The organism is Pseudomonas thermotolerans DSM 14292 (assembly GCF_000364625.1).
Lineage (GTDB): Bacteria > Pseudomonadota > Gammaproteobacteria > Pseudomonadales > Pseudomonadaceae > Aquipseudomonas > Aquipseudomonas thermotolerans.
In genome coordinates this window covers 17,264-33,593 of sequence record NZ_KB822612.1, presented here as the reverse complement: position 1 = coordinate 33,593, position 16,330 = coordinate 17,264, and the positions used below count along the sequence as shown (strand labels likewise).

The window sequence follows — 16,330 nt, the reverse complement described above, 5'->3', positions numbered from 1 at the left end:
CCACCATGACCACCTTCGATCCCAGCGCGGCCCTCGATGCCCTAGCCGCGGAATACGGTGCGCGGGCGGCCGCCATCCGCCGCGACCTGGCACGCAGCCATTCCCCGGATTTCGCCGAGCAGGCCGTGCAGCGGCAGAACGACGAGGTGCTCGAGGCCCTGCTCGCCGAGGCCGAGGCGGCTCTGCTGCAGGTCGGCAAGGCCAAGCAGCGGCTTGCCGAAGGCACCTACGGCGACTGCCTGGGCTGCGGCGAGCCGATCGAGCCGGCGCGCCTGCAGGCTTTGCCGGCCGCCGAGTACTGCCTGGCCTGCGCCGACAAGGAGCGCTGAGCGCGGACGCGCGGGCAGGAGGGCGGAGTCCTTCCGCCCTGCGGCCCGCGCCCGCCTTGCCAGCGGCGCCGGGGCAGCGCCAGAATGCGGTCATCTCTCCCGCAGTTCCCAAGGACTCCCGATGCCCGATTCCATCGCCGCAGGTCTGCGGCTGGCGCCCGAGGCGCTGACCCGAACCTTCTCCCCCGAGCAGTTCGGCTTCACCACCACCGAGGACCTCGAACCCTTCCGCGGCATCCTCGGCCAGGAACGGGCGGTAGAGGCCCTGCAGTTCGGCGTGGCGATGCCGCGGCCCGGCTACAACGTCTACGTGATGGGCGAGCCCGGCACCGGCCGCTTCTCCTTCGTCAAGCGCTACCTCAAGGCCGAGGCCAAGCGCATGCGGACCCCCTCCGACTGGGTCTACGTCAACAACTTCGAGGAACCCCGCGAGCCCCGCGCCCTGGAGCTGCCGCCGGGCACCGCCAGCGAATTCATCGCCGACATCGGCGTGCTGATCGACAACCTGATGGCCACCTTCCCGGCGGCCTTCGAGCACCCGGCCTACCAGCAGAAGAAGAGCGCCATCGACCGCGCTTTCAACCAGCGCTACGACCGCGCCCTGGAACTGATCGAACGCCTCGCCCTGGAGCGCAACGTGGCGCTCTACCGCGACAGCAGCAATGTCGCCTTCACCCCCATGCGCGACGGCAAGGCACTCGACGAGGCGGAGTTCGCCCAGTTGCCGGAGGCCGAGCGCGAGCGCTTCCATGCCGACATCGCCGAGCTGGAGGACCGCCTCAACCAGGAGCTGGCCAGCCTGCCGCAGTGGAGGCGCGAGTCCAGCAACCAGCTGCGCCAGCTCAACGAGGAGACCATCACTCTGGCCCTGCAGCCACTGCTCGCGCCGCTGTCCGAAAAGTACGCGGAGAACGCCGGGGTCTGCGCCTACCTGCAGGCCATGCAGGTCAACCTGCTGAAGACCGTGGTTGACCAGCTGGCTGAGGTGGAAAAGGTCGACGTGCAGACCCGCAAGCTGCTCGAGGAGCAGTACAGCCCCTGTCTGGTGGTCGGCCACCACGCCAGCGGTGGTGCGCCCGTGGTGTTCGAGCCGCACCCCACCTACGACAACCTGTTCGGGCGTATCGAGTACAGCTCTGACCAGGGCGCCCTGTACACCAGCTACCGGCAGCTGCGCCCCGGCGCCCTGCACCGTGCCAACGGCGGCTATCTGGTGGTGGAGGCCGAGAAGCTGCTCGGCGAGCCCTTCGTCTGGGACGCCCTGAAGCGAGCCCTGCACGCCGGCAAGCTGAAGATGGAGTCGCCGCTCGGCGAGCTGGGGCGGATCGCCACCGTGACCCTCACCCCGCAGGTCATCCCGCTGCAGGTCAAGGTGGTGATCATCGGCTCGCGGCAGCTCTACTACGCGCTGCAGGACCACGACCCGGACTTCCAGGAAATGTTCCGCGTGCTGGTGGACTTCGACGAGGAGATCCCGCTTTCCGAGGACAGCCTCGAGCAGTTCGCCCAGCTGCTCAAGACCCGCACCAGCGAGGAAGGCATGGCGCCGCTGAGCGCCGGCGCTGTGGCCCGTCTGGCCACCTACAGCGCGCGCCTGGCCGAGCACCAGCAGCGCCTCTCGGCACGCATCGGCGACCTCTTCCAGCTGGTCAGCGAGGCCGACTTCATCCGCCAACTGGCCCATGACCAGGTCACCGACGCCGGGCACATCGAACGCGCCCTGAAGGCCAAGGCGACCCGCACCGGGCGCGTTTCGGCGCGGATCCTCGACGACATGCTGGCCGGCATCATCCTGATCGACACCGAGGGCGCCGCGGTCGGCAAGTGCAACGGGCTGACCGTGCTGGAGGTGGGCGACTCGGCGTTCGGCGTTCCGGCGCGCATCTCCGCCACCGTCTACCCGGGCAACAGCGGCATCGTCGACATCGAGCGCGAGGTCAGCCTCGGCCAGCCGATCCACTCCAAGGGGGTGATGATCCTCACCGGCTACCTGGGCAGCCGCTACGCCCAGGAGTTCCCTCTGGCGATCTCGGCAAGCATCGCCCTCGAGCAGTCCTACGGCTACGTGGACGGCGACAGTGCCTCGCTCGGCGAGGTCTGCACGCTGATTTCCGCACTGTCGCGCACGCCGCTCAAGCAATGCTTCGCGATCACCGGGTCGATCAACCAGTTCGGCGAGGTGCAGGCGGTCGGCGGGGTCAACGAGAAGATCGAGGGCTTCTTCCGCCTCTGCGAGGCGCGCGGCCTGACCGGCGAGCAGGGGGTGATCATCCCGCGCGCCAACGTCGCCAACCTGATGCTCGACGACCGCGTGGTGCAGGCGGTGCGCAAGGGGCAATTCAACGTCTACGCGGTGCGCCACGTGGACGAGGCGCTGAGTCTGCTGGTCGGCCGCGAGGTGGGCGTGGCGGATGCTAGGGGGCGCTTCCCGGCCGGCAGCGTCAACGCCCTGGTGGTCGAGCGCCTGCGCGAGATCGCCGAGCTGGACATGGACGAGGACGAGAAGGGCGCCGCCAAGGAGGTGAACATCAAGGGCGCCGCGGTGGCCGCCGGCGCGACCAAGGACGCCTAGACGGGGCAGGGCGGTCGCGGCGACGGCTGCCCAATCCTTGAGCAATGGCGTCCGGCCGGCATGACCTCTAGGCCGTGGCGCCTTGCCCACCCGCCCTCCACAGACTTATCCACAGAACGTGGGGATAACCGCGAGGCTTCCCTAGAGCGCCGCGCGGGGTGTAGGCTGGAGCCCGGACCCTGCCGAGGAGCGCCATCATGTCGCGTAGCCTCTGCCTCACCCGCCAGTGTCTAGGGCTGGTCACCCGCATCGAATGCGCGGTCCGGCCGCTGTCAGGCGAAAGCGGTCTGTGGATGCTGATCTGTGCCGCCGGCATCGCCGGCAATCAGCCCACCGCCGTCAAGGCGCAAGGCCCGTTTCCCGGGCCTTGCGTGGCCGAGTCGGTGCTCGATGCGATCGTCGAGAACCTGCTCGCGATGGGCTACGAGATCACCGCCGATTCCTCCATCTGGTGCCTGCACATCCAGGCCGAACTTCGCCGGGTGAGGGCCTCGCGGGGGCGCTGCCTGGACGACTGCCAGCCGCCACCCGGCTAGTGCTGGAACGGAGTCTGGGCGGCTGCGCGCAGGCCGCGAAATCCAGGCTTCGGCCGGCAGCCTTCCACAGAGTTATCCACAGATTCGTCCAGGGCCGGCATGGCACCGTCCGGCAGTAGTGTCCGTCCCGGGGCGCGGGGTATACTCGCCGCCGTTTTTCGCCATAGCCCGGGAGCCTCAATGGAACGCTTTCTCGAAAACACGATGTACGCCTCGCGCTGGCTGCTCGCGCCCATCTATCTGGGCCTGTCCCTGGCCCTGCTGGCGCTGACCCTGAAGTTCTTCCAGGAGCTCTACCACCTGGTGCCGCACATCTTCGAGCAGAGCGAGGCGGACCTGATCCTGGTCCTGCTGTCGATGATCGACATGGCGCTGGTCGGTGGCCTGTTGGTGATGGTGATGATTTCCGGCTACGAGAACTTCGTGTCCCAGCTGGACATCGACGAGGACAAGGAAAAGCTCGAGTGGCTCGGCAAGATGGATTCCGGCTCGCTGAAGCTGAAGGTGGCTGCCTCCATCGTGGCGATCTCCTCCATCCACCTGCTGCGCATGTTCATGGACGCCCAGCAGATCGCCAACGACAAGCTGCTCTGGTACGTGATCATCCACATGACCTTCGTGGTCTCGGCCTTCGCCATGGGCTACCTGGACAAGCTGACCCGGCACTGATCCCGCCGGACGCCCGCTTCCACGGGGCGGCAGGACTCGGCACGGGGCGGGCCTTGCCGGCGGCGGCCTCGGCTGTGCTAGTCTGGCCGCCCTTTTTGCCCTTTGTGGAACCCCTCCCATGTCCGAACTCGATCTCTCCACCGACGAAACCCGCGTCAGCTACGGCATCGGCCGCCAACTGGGCGACCAACTGCGCGACAACCCGCCGCCCGGCGTCAGCCTGGACGCGGTGGTCGCCGGTCTGCGCGACGCCTTCGCCAACCAGCCGAGCCGGGTCAGCCAGGAAGAGCTGCTGGCCAGCTACCGGGTGATCCGCGAACGCATGCAGGCCGAGGCCCAGGCCAAGGCCGAGGCGGCCGCCGCCGCCGGGGTCGAGTTCCTCGCCGAGAACGCCAAGCGCGAAGGCGTGGTGCAACTACCCTCGGGCCTGCAGTACGAAGTGCTGGTTGCCGGCGAAGGCGCCAAGCCGAGCCGTGAGGACACCGTGCGCACCCACTATCACGGCACCTTGATCGACGGCACCGTGTTCGACAGCTCCTACCAACGCGGTCAGCCGGCCGAGTTCCCGGTCGGCGGGGTGATCGCCGGCTGGGTGGAGGCCCTGCAGCTGATGAACACCGGCAGCAAGTGGCGCCTCTACGTGCCGAGCGAGCTGGCTTACGGCGCCCAGGCGGTCGGTAGCATTCCGCCGCACAGCGTGCTGATCTTCGACGTCGAGTTGCTGGCGATCCTCTGATCGCGTGCGCTGAAAAGGAAAAGGCCGGACATTCCGGCCTTTTTTGTATGAGTGGCTCTCGGACGGGCTTTCCATGGCCTGCCCGGAGAGCCGCCAAGGGGCGCTTGGCCCCTGCTAGGCGCCCTGTTGGGCGGGCGCTGATGCCGCATCCCGGCGGCCTAAAGCTCATGTCCGAAGTGTAGCTCGTTATGGCCGGGGCGTAGGGCCCGGGCGTAGCAGAACAGGAACAGGTTGCGGACCAGCTCCTTGAGCACCGAGGGCTCGGTGCAGTTCAGTCCGTGGAGGTCCAGGTCGCCCTGCTCGCGCAGCTCGTCTAGGGCATCTTCTTCCAGCACGGCACAGACTTCACCGGTTTCGCGATGGAGAATCCGCAGGTAGGGATGCGGGCGCTCCAGCCAGGCATCGATCAGGTAGGTCATGGCTCATCTCCGTGTTGGGTGTCCGAGATGAGAATAATTATTATTATCTAAATAGCAAGGACTAATTTGCGGTTTCCGTCGGGACGGACAAGGCGTCACGCCCCGCGGGGCTTGAACCGGAATTGCGCTGAAACCGAACGGGCCGGCGACCCGCCGTCAGGGCGGGCCGTGCAGGGCAGGTGCGGGGCTTAGTGAGTGCGGGCGACGGCGAACTCGCTGAGTTCGACCAGGGCGTCGCGGTAGCTGCTGGCCGGCAGGGCGTCCAGGCAGGCGATGGCCTGGGCTGCATAGTCGCGGGCCAGGCGGGCGGTGTAGTCCAGGGAGCCGGAGGCTTCCACGGCGGCGCGGATGCTCTCCAGATCGTCGCTGCCACCCTGCTGGATGGCCTTGCGCACCAATGCCGCCTGCTCGGGGGTGCCCTCGCGCATGGTGTAGATCAGTGGCAGGGTCGGCTTGCCTTCAGCAAGGTCGTCGCCGACGTTCTTGCCCAGGGTCTCGCTGTCGCCGCGGTAGTCGAGCAGGTCGTCCACCAGTTGGAAGGCGATGCCCAGACGGTCGCCGAAGCGGCGCAGGGCCTCGGCCTGCTCGGCCGGGGCGTTGGCCAGGGCGGCGGCGCTATGGGTGGAGGCCTCGAAGAGCATCGCGGTCTTGGCACGGATGACCTCCATGTAGACCTCCTCGGTGGTGCTGGCGTCGCGCACCTTGGAGAGCTGCAGTACCTCGCCCTCGGCGATCACCCGGGTAGCGTGGGAGAGGATGTGCATCACCGGCAGCGAGCCCAGCTCGACCATCATCTCGAAGGAGCGGGAATAGAGGAAGTCGCCGACCAGCACGCTGGGCGCGTTGCCCCACAGGGCGTTGGCGGTGGAGCGGCCGCGGCGCATGCCGGACATGTCGACCACGTCGTCGTGCAGTAGGGTGGCGGTGTGCAGGAACTCGATGGTGGCGGCGAGCAGGCGCAGATCGTTGCTCTGGCGGCCCAGGGCACGCCCGCAGAGCAGCACCAGCAGGGGGCGCAGGCGCTTGCCGCCGGCGGAGATGATGTAGTCACCGATCTTTTCCACCAGAGGCACTCGGGAGGTGAGCTGCTTCCTGATAATGCCGTCGACAGCGGTGAAATCGTCTGCCACCACCCGATAGAATGCCTGGGGTTGCATCAGTGCCAAGTGCTCCTCTGAGAATGCGCGGCATGCTAGGTGCCGGGGTAGGGCCTGTCAAGCAAGGCGCGCGGCGGTGATGCTTGCGGAGGCGCCGAGGCTTGCGTACAATCGCGGCCCCTAACTTCCCTGGGCATCGCCTGCCTTACGCAAATGCGCGGGAGTCCTTCCGGCCTCGTGCAGCCATGCCAGCCAACACCTACTCCTACAAAGCGCTGGGTGAGCAGGATCAACGGAGATATATCATGTACGCAGTAATTGTTACCGGTGGCAAACAGTACAAGGTCACCGAAGGCGAATTCCTCAAGGTCGAGAAGCTGGAAGTCGGCACCGGCGAAGCCGTGACCTTCGACCGCGTTCTGCTGGTCGGCAACGGCGACGACGTGAAGGTCGGTGCTCCGGTGGTCGAAGGCGCCAAGGTCACCGCTGAAGTGGTTGCCCAAGGCCGTCACGACAAGGTGCGCATCATCAAGTTCCGCCGCCGCAAGCACCACATGAAGCGTCAGGGCCACCGCCAGTGGTTCACTGAGATCAAAATTACCGGTATCCAGGCCTGATTCGTCCGGCCCCGATCCCTTATTTGGAGTATTGACTCATGGCACACAAAAAAGCTGGCGGTTCTACCCGCAACGGCCGCGATTCCGAAAGTAAACGCCTCGGCGTGAAAGTGTACGGTGGTCAGGTCGTCAAGGCCGGCAACATCATCGTGCGCCAGCGCGGCACCCAGTTCCACCCCGGCTACGGCGTGGGCATCGGCAAGGATCACACCCTGTTCGCCAAGATCGAGGGTGTGCTCAAGTTCGAAGTGAAAGGCCCGCAAAACCGTCGCTACGTGAGCATCGTCGCGGCCTGAGCGTAGCGCTGCTGGAAAAGCCCTGTCTCGCGACGGGGCTTTTTTGTTTCTGAGTCGTGAGGCTTTTGCAAAGTGAAGTGCGCGGGATTTTGCAAAAGCCTTATGTAGATAGGCTGATATCTGACCCGCTGAAGCGGCGGGAGGCAAGCAATGAAATTCGTCGATGAAGTATCGATATTCGTAAAGGCCGGTGACGGCGGCAATGGCATGATGAGCTTTCGCCGCGAGAAGTTCATCGAGAAGGGCGGTCCCAACGGTGGTGATGGTGGCGACGGCGGCTCGGTGTACATCGAGGCCGACGAGAACTTGAACACCCTGGTGGACTACCGCTACACCCGCAAGTTCTTCGCCCAGAATGGCGAGAAGGGCGGCAGCAGTGACTGTACCGGTCGCAAGGGCGAGGATCTGATCCTCCCGGTGCCGGTGGGTACCACGGTGATCGACGCCAACACCCAGGAGATCATCGGCGACCTGGTTCGCCACGGTCAGCGCCTGCTGGTCGCCCAGGGCGGCTGGCACGGGCTCGGCAACACCCGCTTCAAGTCCAGTACCAACCGCGCGCCGCGGCAGACCACTCCGGGCAAGCCGGGTGAGGCCCGGGATCTCAAGCTGGAGCTGAAGGTGCTGGCGGACGTCGGCCTGCTGGGGCTGCCCAACGCCGGCAAGAGCTCCTTCATCCGTTCGGTGTCGGCGGCCAAGCCCAAGGTGGCGGACTACCCCTTCACCACCCTGGTGCCGAACCTTGGGGTGGTCAGCGTCGGTCGCTACAAGAGCTTCGTGATCGCCGACATTCCCGGGCTGATCGAAGGCGCCTCGGAAGGCGCCGGCCTGGGCATCCGCTTCCTCAAGCACCTGGCCCGTACCCGCCTGCTGCTGCATCTGGTGGACATGGCGCCGCTGGATGGCAGCGATCCGGCGGATGCCGCCGAGTCCATCATCCGCGAGCTGGAGCGCTTCAGTCCGGCGCTGGCCGAGCGGGATCGCTGGCTGGTGCTGAACAAGGCCGACCAGTTGCTCGAGGACGAGCGCGAGGAGCGTCTCCGCGCGGTGGTCGAGCGTCTTGGCTGGAAGGGCCCGGTGTACGTGATCTCCGCCCTGGAGCGGGAAGGCACCGAGGAGCTCAGTCAGGCGATCATGCGCTACCTAGACGAGCGCGCCCAGCGCATCGCCGAGGATCCGGAATACGCCGAGGCCCTGGCCGAGCTGGACGAGCGCGTCGAAGCCGAGGCGCGGGCGCGCCTGCAGGAGCTGGACGACCGCCGGGCTCTGCGTCGGGCCGGCATGAAGAGCGCCGACGATGTCGACGACGATGATTTCGATGATGACGACGACGAGGGCGGCGCAGAAATCTTCTACGTCCGCTGATCGGACTCTTTCCCTGTGATCGTGAGACGGCGCAGGTGAGCGCCGATAAGGTTGGGTGGACATGCGGGACAAGGTGACCGGCGCTCAGCGCTGGGTGGTGAAGATCGGGAGTGCCCTGCTGACCGCCGATGGGCGTGGTCTGGACCGTTCGGCAATGGCTGTATGGGTCGAGCAGATGGTGGCGCTGTGCGAGGCTGGCGTGGAGCTGGTGCTGGTGTCCTCCGGGGCTGTGGCGGCGGGTATGAGCCGTCTCGGCTGGAGCAGCCGGCCGAGCGTGATGAGCGAGCTGCAGGCCGCCGCGGCGGTGGGGCAGATGGGGCTGGTGCAGGCCTGGGAGTCCAGTTTTGCCCAGCACGGTCGGCACACCGCGCAGATCCTTCTCACTCACGACGATCTGTCCGACCGCAAGCGCTACCTGAACGCGCGCAGCACCCTGCGCACCCTGGTCAATCTCGGGGTGATCCCGGTGATCAACGAGAACGACACCGTGGTCACCGACGAGATCCGCTTCGGCGACAACGACACCCTGGCCGCCCTGGTGGCCAACCTGGTGGAGGCCGACCTGCTGGTGATCCTCACCGACCGCGACGGCATGTACGACGCCGACCCGCGCTACAACCCCGATGCCCAGCTGATCCACGAGGCGCGCGCCGACGATCCGGCCCTGGATGCGGTGGCTGGCGGCACTGGCGGTGCGCTGGGGCGTGGCGGCATGCAGACCAAGCTGCGTGCGGCGCGTCTGGCGGCGCGTTCCGGTGCTCACACGGTGATCGTCGGCGGGCGCATCGAGCGGGTCCTGGCGCGCCTGAAGAGCGGCGAGCGCCTGGGTACCCTGCTAGCCCCCGAGCGTGGCCTGCTGGCCGCCCGCAAGCAGTGGCTGGCCGGCCATCTGCAGACCCGTGGCGTGCTGACCCTGGACGACGGCGCTGTGAAAGCCCTGGTGGATGGCCACAAGAGCCTGCTGCCGGTGGGCGTCAAGGCGGTGGAGGGAAACTTCCGACGCGGCGAGATGGTGCTCTGCGTGGCACCAGACGGACGCGAGATCGCTCGCGGGCTGGTCAACTACAGCGCCAGTGAGGCGCGCAAGATCGCCGGCAAGCCGTCCGACCTGATTGAGCAACTGCTCGGCTACGTCGACGGCCCCGAGCTGGTGCATCGCGACAACTTGGTGCTGGTCTGAGGATGCGGGGCAGGGAGGCAGGCGTGAAAGGAGCGTGGTTGGCCGGATTGGCGCTGCTGCCGCTGGCGGCGCTGGGCGAGCAGATCGGCGAGGTGTCCACCGTCTTCAAGTGGCTGGGGCCGAACGACAAGATCGTGGTGGAAGCCTTCGATGATCCCAGGGTGGAGGGCGTGACTTGCTACCTGTCGCGCGCCAAGACCGGCGGGGTGAAGGGTGGCTTGGGACTGGCCGAGGATCGCGCCGAGGCCTCCATCGCCTGCCGCCAGGTGGGGCCGATCCACTTCCGCGGCGAGCTGAAGGATGGCGAGGAGGTGTTCAAGGAGCGCACCTCGCTGATCTTCAAGACCCTGCAAGTGGTGCGCTTCTTCGATCGTAGGCGCAATGCGCTGGTCTATCTGGTCTACAGCGACCGGGTCATCGAGGGCAGTCCGCAGAACGCGGTGACCGCCATCCCCATCCAGCCTTGGCCTGAGCGCTGAGTCGGACTCGGGCCTCCTGTGAGGCGGGGAGGGCTTTTCCGCGGGCAAGAAAAAACCGGCCAGAAGGCCGGTTTTTTCAAGAACTTGGCGGCTTAGGCAGCAGCAGCTTCGCCGAGCGCCTTGATGCGGGCGTTCAGGCGGCTCTTGTGACGAGCGGCTTTGTTCTTGTGGATGATGCCCTTGTCGGCCATGCGGTCGATTACCGGGACAGCCAGGGTGTACGCATTCTTGGCCAGTTCGAGATCCTTGGCTTCGATAGCCTTGACCACGTTCTTGATGTAGGTGCGCACCATGGAGCGCAGGCTGGCGTTGTGGCTACGACGCTTCTCAGCCTGTTTGGCACGTTTCTTGGCAGAAGGTGTATTTGCCACCGTCGAGCTCCTCGAAAACTTTGGGGGGTTGCCTATCAAATTAAGGCCGCGAATGATGCCGTTGGCCGTGGGGGTTGTCAAGCGTGACGGCTACGCCCGACGAGCGGGCGGGCGTGCTTTCTTCGGGGCAGCACTCTACACTCGTCGGCTTCATTCCGGCGCGTGCTGGCACGCCGCTCGGGGACCGCGCAGGCGGGCGCCCTTGGACCTGCCCGCCGGGGCTTCGGCAACTCCTGGGATTTCCGTTCGGACCTATGAATCTGCTCAAGACGCTGGCCGCGGTCAGCTCCATGACCATGCTCTCCCGGGTGCTCGGCTTCGTCCGCGACACCATCATTGCCCGGGTGTTCGGCGCCGGCATGGCCACCGACGCCTTCTTCGTGGCCTTCAAGCTGCCCAACCTGCTGCGCCGGATCTTCGCCGAGGGCGCCTTCTCCCAGGCCTTCGTGCCGATCCTCGCCGAGTACAAGACCCAGCAGGGCGAGGAGGCGACCCGCACCTTCGTGGCCTACGTCGCCGGTTTGCTGACCCTGGCCCTGGCGCTGGTTACCGCCCTCGGCATCCTCGCCGCGCCGGTGGTGGTGTGGATCTCCGCACCGGGCTTCGTCGCCGAGCCGGAGAAGTTCGCGCTCACCGTCGAACTGCTGCGGGTGACCTTTCCTTATATTCTGCTGATCTCCCTGGCCTCCCTGGCCGGGGCGCTGCTGAACACCTGGAACCGCTTCTCGGTGCCGGCGTTCGTGCCGACCCTGCTGAACGTCAGCATGATCGTGTTCGCACTGTTCCTCGCGCCCTATTTCGATCCGCCGGTGATGGCCTTGGGCTGGGCAGTGCTGGCCGGCGGCCTGGCCCAACTGCTCTACCAGCTGCCGCACCTGAAGAAGATCGGCATGCTGGTGCTGCCGCGCCTCAATCTGCGCGACAGCGGGGTATGGCGGGTGTTGCGGCAGATGGGACCGGCGATCCTCGGCGTCTCGGTCAGCCAGATCTCGCTGATCATCAACACCATCTTCGCCTCCTTCCTGGTCGCTGGCTCGGTATCCTGGATGTACTACGCAGACCGCTTGATGGAGCTGCCCTCCGGGGTGCTCGGCGTGGCCCTGGGCACCATACTGTTGCCTTCGCTGGCCAAGACGTACGCCAACGCCGACCGCCAGGAGTACTCCCGGCTGCTCGACTGGGGCCTGCGCCTGTGCTTCCTGCTGGTGCTGCCCTGCGCCCTGGCTCTGGCCCTGCTGGCCGAGCCGCTGACCGTGTCGCTGTTCCAGTACGGCAGGTTCACCGCGTTCGACGCGCAGATGACCCAGCGCGCGCTGATCGCCTACGCGGTGGGCCTGCTCGGGATCATCCTGGTCAAGGTGCTGGCCCCCGGCTTCTATGCCCAGCAGAACATCCGCACGCCGGTGCGCATCGCCCTCTTCGTGCTGGTGCTCACTCAGCTGCTCAACCTGGCCTTCATCATTCCCCTCAAGCACGCCGGTCTGGCTCTGGCCATCAGCCTGGGCGCCTGCGTCAACGCCGCGCTGCTCTATCGCGGCCTGCGCCAGCGGGGGATGTACGTGCCACAGCCGGGCTGGGGGAAATTCCTCCTCAAGCTGCTGGTCGCCGTGGCGGTGATGTGCGTGGTGCTGTACGGGGTGATGCAGCTGCTGCCGGCCTGGAGTGAAGGTGGCATGGCCGAGCGCCTCTTGCGCCTGGGGCTGCTGGTGCTCGCCGGAGCGCTGGCCTATTTCGCCACTCTGGCGGCCTTGGGCTTCCGCCCGCGGGACTTCTCGCGCAAGGCGGTATCCTGAGTGCCTGTCGTACCGCGCGGGCTGTGCGTATAATCGGCCACTTTCTGAGCAAGTAGTGCGCTATGCAACTGGTTCGAGGTCTTCACAACCTACGGCCCCGCCATCGGGGCTGCGTTGCCACCATCGGCAATTTCGACGGCGTGCACCGCGGACACCAGGCCATCCTGGCCCGTCTACGCGAACGCGCGGCGGAGCTGGGACTGCCGAGCTGCGTGGTGATCTTCGAGCCGCAGCCGCGGGAGTTCTTCGCGGCGGACAGTGCGCCGCCGCGCCTCAGCCGTCTGCGCGAGAAACTGCAGCTGCTCGCCGCGGCGGGCATCGACCAGGTGTTGTGCCTGAGCTTCAACCGCCGCCTGCGCGAACTGAGTGCCGCCGAATTCGTCAGCGCCGTGCTGGTCGAAGGGCTGGGGGTCCGCCACCTGGAAGTGGGCGATGATTTTCGCTTCGGCTGCGACCGCACCGGCGATTTCGCCTTCCTCTGCAAGGTGGGGCCGGATGCCGGCTTCAGCGTGGAGGAGGCGGCGACCGTCGAACTGGACGGCGAACGGGTCAGCAGCACCCGGGTGCGGCAGGCCCTTGCGGCCGCCGACTTCGCTCTGGCCGAACGGCTGCTGGGGCGGCCCTTCTGCATCGAGGGGCGCGTCCTGCACGGCCAGAAGCTGGCCCGCCAGCTCGGCACGCCGACCGCCAACGTGCAGCTCAAGCGCCGTCGTGTGCCGCTGTCCGGGGTGTTCGTGGCCAGCGTCGAGCTGGACGGGCGGCGCTGGCCGGGGGTCGCCAACATAGGCGTGCGCCCGACGGTGCAGGGCGATGGCCGCCCGCACCTCGAGGTGCACCTTCTGGATTTCGCCGGCGAGCTGTACGGCCGGCATTTGACGGTGGCCTTCCACCACAAGCTGCGCGATGAGCAGCGTTTCGCCTCCCTGGAGGCGCTGAAGACGGCGATCGATGGGGATGTCGCCGCCGCCCGAGCCTACTGGCAGGGCCAACCGCCTAAGTGAAGAGCCTGAGATGACCGACTACAAAGCCACCTTGAACCTTCCGGACACCGCGTTCCCGATGAAAGCCGGCCTGCCGCAGCGCGAGCCGCAGATCCTGCAGCACTGGGCAAGCATCGGTCTGTACCAGAAGCTCCGCGAAATCGGCGCCGGACGTCCGAAGTTCATCCTCCACGACGGCCCGCCCTACGCCAACGGCAGCATCCACATCGGTCACGCGGTAAACAAGATCCTCAAGGATATGATCGTCCGCTCGAAAACCCTGGCTGGCTACGACGCCCCCTACGTACCGGGCTGGGACTGCCATGGCCTGCCCATCGAGCACAAGGTGGAAGTCACCCACGGCAAGCACCTGCCGGCGGACAAGACCCGCGAACTGTGCCGCGCCTATGCTGGCGAGCAGATCGAGGGCCAGAAGGCCGACTTCATCCGTCTTGGCGTGCTGGGTGACTGGGACAACCCCTACAAGACCATGAACTTCGCCAATGAGGCCGGCGAGATCCGCGCCCTGGCCAAGATGGTCGAGGGCGGCTTCGTGTTCAAGGGCCTGAAGCCGGTCAACTGGTGCTTCGACTGCGGCTCGGCGCTGGCCGAGGCTGAGGTGGAATACGCCGACAAGAAGTCCGATGCCATCGACGTGGCCTTTCCGGTGGTGGATGCCGCCAGGCTGGCTGCCGCCTTCGGCCTGGACGGCCTGACCAAGCCGGCCGCCATCGTGATCTGGACCACCACCCCCTGGACCATTCCGGCCAACCAGGCGCTCAATGTGCACCCCGAGTACAGCTACGCCCTGGTGGACGTCGGCGAACGCCTACTGGTTCTCGCCGAGGAACTGGTGGAGTCCTGCCTGCAGCGCTACGGTCTGGAAGGCCGGGTGCTGGCCAGCTGCCGCGGTCAGGCCCTGGAGCTGATCGAGTTCCGCCACCCCTTCTACGAGCGCGTTTCCCCGGTGTACCTGGCCGAGTACGTGGAGCTGGGCGCCGGTACCGGCATCGTCCACTCGGCGCCGGCCTACGGCGAGGACGACTTCCGCACCTGCAAGCAGTACGGGATGAGCAACGACGAGATCCTCAACCCGGTGCAGAGCAACGGCGTGTACGCCGAGTCGCTGCCGCTGTTCGGCGGCCAGTTCATCTGGAAGGCCAACCCGCTGATCGTCGAGAAGCTTCGTGAAGTGGGCGCCCTGCTCAAGCACGAGAGCATCAGCCACAGCTACATGCATTGCTGGCGGCACAAGACCCCGCTGATTTACCGCGCCACCGCCCAGTGGTTCGTCGGCATGGACCGCACCGCGGCGGACGGCACCACTCTGCGCCAGCGCTCCCTGGCGGCCATCGACCAGACCGGCTTCGTCCCGGCCTGGGGTCAGGCGCGCCTGCATGGCATGATCGCCGGCCGCCCGGACTGGTGCATCTCCCGCCAGCGCAACTGGGGCGTGCCCATCCCCTTCTTCCTGCACAAGGAAAGCGGCGAGCTGCACCCGCGCACCCTGGAGCTGATGGAAGAGGTGGCCAAGCGCGTCGAGCAGGAGGGTATCGAGGCCTGGTTCAAGCTGGATCCCGCCGAGCTGCTCGGCGAGGAAGCCGCCCAGTACGAGAAGATCAGCGACACCCTGGACGTCTGGTTCGACTCCGGAACCACCCACTGGCACGTGCTGCGTGGTTCCCACCGCCTGGCCCACGTCAGCGGCCCGGCCGCCGACCTCTACCTGGAAGGCTCCGACCAGCACCGTGGCTGGTTCCATTCCTCGCTGCTGACCGGCTGCGCCATCGACGGCCACGCGCCGTACCGCCAGCTGCTCACCCACGGCTTCACCGTGGACGAGAGCGGCCGCAAGATGTCCAAGTCGCTGGGCAACGTGATCGCCCCGCAGCAGGTCACCGACAGCCTGGGCGCCGACATCCTGCGTCTGTGGGTCGCCGCCACCGACTACTCCGGGGAGATGGCGGTGTCGCAGACCATCCTGCAGCGCAGCGCCGACGCCTACCGGCGCATCCGCAACACTGCGCGTTTCCTGCTCGCCAACCTCAACGGCTTCGACCCGGTCAAGGACGCCCTGGCCGCCGAGGACATGCTGGCCCTCGACCGCTGGGCGGTGGACCGCGCCCTGCTGCTCCAGCGCGAGATCGAGGAGGCCTACCGCGAGTACCGCTTCTGGAACGTCTACTCCAAGGTCCACAACTTCTGCGTGCAGGACCTGGGCGGCTTCTACCTCGACATCATCAAGGACCGCCAGTACACCACCCCGGCCGACAGCCGCGCGCGGCGCTCCTGCCAGACCGCGCTGTACCATATCGCCGAGGCGCTGGTGCGCTGGGTGGCGCCGATCCTGGTGTTCACCGCCGACGAGATCTGGCAGTACCTGCCCGGCGCGCGCAACGAGTCGGTGATGCTCAACACTTGGTACGAGGGCCTCAGCGAGCTGCCGGAAGGCTTCGAGCTGGGCCGCGAGTTCTGGGCCCAGGTGATGGCGGTCAAGGCCGCGGTCAACAAGGAGTTGGAGAACCAGCGCGCGGCCAAGACCATCGGCGGCAACCTGCAGGCCGAGGTCACCCTGTTCGTGGAAGAGAAGCTCGGCGCCGAACTGGCCAAGCTGGGCGACGAGCTGCGCTTCGTGCTGATTACCTCCACCGCCACCCTGGCGCCGCTGGCCGAGGCGCCGGCGGATGCCGTGGACACCGAGGTGACCGGGCTCAAGCTCAGGGTGATCAAGTCGGCCCATGCCAAGTGCGCCCGCTGCTGGCACCACCGCGCCGACGTCGGCATCAATCCGGCCCATCCGGAAATCTGCGGACGCTGCGTGGAGAACGTGGAAGGCGCCGGTGAGGTTCGTCAACATGCCTAAGGCCCGTATCCGCTCCGCCGCACCGTGC

16 protein-coding genes are annotated in these 16,330 nt (G+C 66.8%); 13 read left to right on the top strand and 3 right to left on the bottom strand.

Annotation, left to right across the window (positions count from 1 at the left end):
- Positions 1–5 precede the first annotated feature (5 nt).
- The 5 genes from H165_RS0111620 to H165_RS0111600 all read left to right on the top strand — a co-directional run bounded on the left by H165_RS0111620 (position 6) and on the right by H165_RS0111600 (position 4,842).
- Complete coding sequence (locus H165_RS0111620; protein WP_017939108.1) at positions 6–329, top strand: TraR/DksA family transcriptional regulator; 324 nt, start codon at positions 6–8, stop codon at positions 327–329.
- A 121-nt stretch (positions 330–450) separates the two neighbouring features.
- Positions 451–2,901, top strand: a complete 2,451-nt coding sequence (locus tag H165_RS0111615) for a Lon protease family protein (protein ID WP_017939107.1) — start codon at positions 451–453, stop codon at positions 2,899–2,901.
- A 197-nt stretch (positions 2,902–3,098) separates the two neighbouring features.
- On the top strand, positions 3,099–3,437 hold the full coding sequence (locus H165_RS0111610) for a PA4575 family protein (protein ID WP_017939106.1): 339 nt from the start codon (positions 3,099–3,101) through the stop codon (positions 3,435–3,437).
- A 180-nt stretch (positions 3,438–3,617) separates the two neighbouring features.
- The gene (locus H165_RS0111605) at positions 3,618–4,106 is read left to right on the top strand and encodes a TIGR00645 family protein (protein WP_017939105.1); all 489 of its coding nucleotides are present in this window, start codon (positions 3,618–3,620) and stop codon (positions 4,104–4,106) included.
- Positions 4,107–4,224: 118 nt separating this feature from the next.
- A complete protein-coding gene (locus H165_RS0111600; RefSeq protein ID WP_017939104.1) occupies positions 4,225–4,842 on the top strand; it encodes a BamJ family beta-barrel-assembly machinery protein in 618 nt (205 codons plus the stop codon).
- 158 nt (positions 4,843–5,000) lie between these two features.
- Here the strand turns inward: H165_RS0111600 and H165_RS0111595 are convergent, their stop codons facing one another.
- Both H165_RS0111595 and H165_RS0111590 read right to left on the bottom strand, forming a co-directional pair.
- Positions 5,001–5,261: a PA4570 family protein gene (locus H165_RS0111595; RefSeq protein ID WP_017939103.1), complete on the bottom strand. Its 261-nt coding sequence runs from the start codon at positions 5,259–5,261 to the stop codon at positions 5,001–5,003.
- 188 nt (positions 5,262–5,449) lie between these two features.
- Positions 5,450–6,418, bottom strand: coding sequence for a polyprenyl synthetase family protein (locus H165_RS0111590; RefSeq protein ID WP_017939102.1), 969 nt, complete (start codon positions 6,416–6,418; stop codon positions 5,450–5,452).
- 245 nt (positions 6,419–6,663) lie between these two features.
- Here H165_RS0111590 and rplU point away from each other — a divergent pair, with 245 nt between their 5' ends.
- The 5 genes from rplU to H165_RS0111565 all read left to right on the top strand — a co-directional run bounded on the left by rplU (position 6,664) and on the right by H165_RS0111565 (position 10,295).
- The gene (gene rplU / locus H165_RS0111585; RefSeq protein WP_017939101.1) at positions 6,664–6,975 is read left to right on the top strand and encodes a 50S ribosomal protein L21; all 312 of its coding nucleotides are present in this window, start codon (positions 6,664–6,666) and stop codon (positions 6,973–6,975) included.
- Positions 6,976–7,013: 38 nt separating this feature from the next.
- Entirely contained in the window at positions 7,014–7,271 is a 258-nt protein-coding gene (rpmA, locus tag H165_RS0111580) for a 50S ribosomal protein L27 (protein ID WP_017939100.1), read from the top strand.
- Between the two features lie 150 nt (positions 7,272–7,421).
- Positions 7,422–8,636, top strand: coding sequence for an Obg family GTPase CgtA (gene cgtA / locus H165_RS0111575; protein ID WP_017939099.1), 1,215 nt, complete (start codon positions 7,422–7,424; stop codon positions 8,634–8,636).
- 61 nt (positions 8,637–8,697) lie between these two features.
- Positions 8,698–9,816 carry a glutamate 5-kinase gene (gene proB / locus H165_RS0111570; protein WP_017939098.1) on the top strand — a complete coding sequence of 373 codons (1,119 nt, stop codon included), beginning with the start codon at positions 8,698–8,700 and terminating at the stop codon, positions 9,814–9,816.
- A gap of 2 nt (positions 9,817–9,818) precedes the next feature.
- Positions 9,819–10,295, top strand: coding sequence for a CreA family protein (locus H165_RS0111565; protein ID WP_026146575.1), 477 nt, complete (start codon positions 9,819–9,821; stop codon positions 10,293–10,295).
- A 92-nt stretch (positions 10,296–10,387) separates the two neighbouring features.
- Here H165_RS0111565 and rpsT read toward each other — a convergent pair whose 3' ends face one another.
- Positions 10,388–10,666 carry a 30S ribosomal protein S20 gene (gene rpsT / locus H165_RS0111560; RefSeq protein WP_026146574.1) on the bottom strand — a complete coding sequence of 93 codons (279 nt, stop codon included), beginning with the start codon at positions 10,664–10,666 and terminating at the stop codon, positions 10,388–10,390.
- A 254-nt stretch (positions 10,667–10,920) separates the two neighbouring features.
- Here rpsT and murJ point away from each other — a divergent pair, with 254 nt between their 5' ends.
- The 3 genes from murJ (at position 10,921) to ileS (ending at position 16,302) form a co-directional block, all read left to right on the top strand.
- Positions 10,921–12,459, top strand: a complete 1,539-nt coding sequence (gene murJ / locus H165_RS0111555) for a murein biosynthesis integral membrane protein MurJ (RefSeq protein ID WP_017939095.1) — start codon at positions 10,921–10,923, stop codon at positions 12,457–12,459.
- A gap of 62 nt (positions 12,460–12,521) precedes the next feature.
- A complete protein-coding gene (ribF, locus tag H165_RS0111550) occupies positions 12,522–13,460 on the top strand; it encodes a bifunctional riboflavin kinase/FAD synthetase (protein WP_017939094.1) in 939 nt (312 codons plus the stop codon).
- 10 nt (positions 13,461–13,470) lie between these two features.
- Entirely contained in the window at positions 13,471–16,302 is a 2,832-nt protein-coding gene (ileS, locus tag H165_RS0111545; protein WP_017939093.1) for an isoleucine--tRNA ligase, read from the top strand.
- The last annotated feature ends 28 nt before the right edge of the window (positions 16,303–16,330 follow it).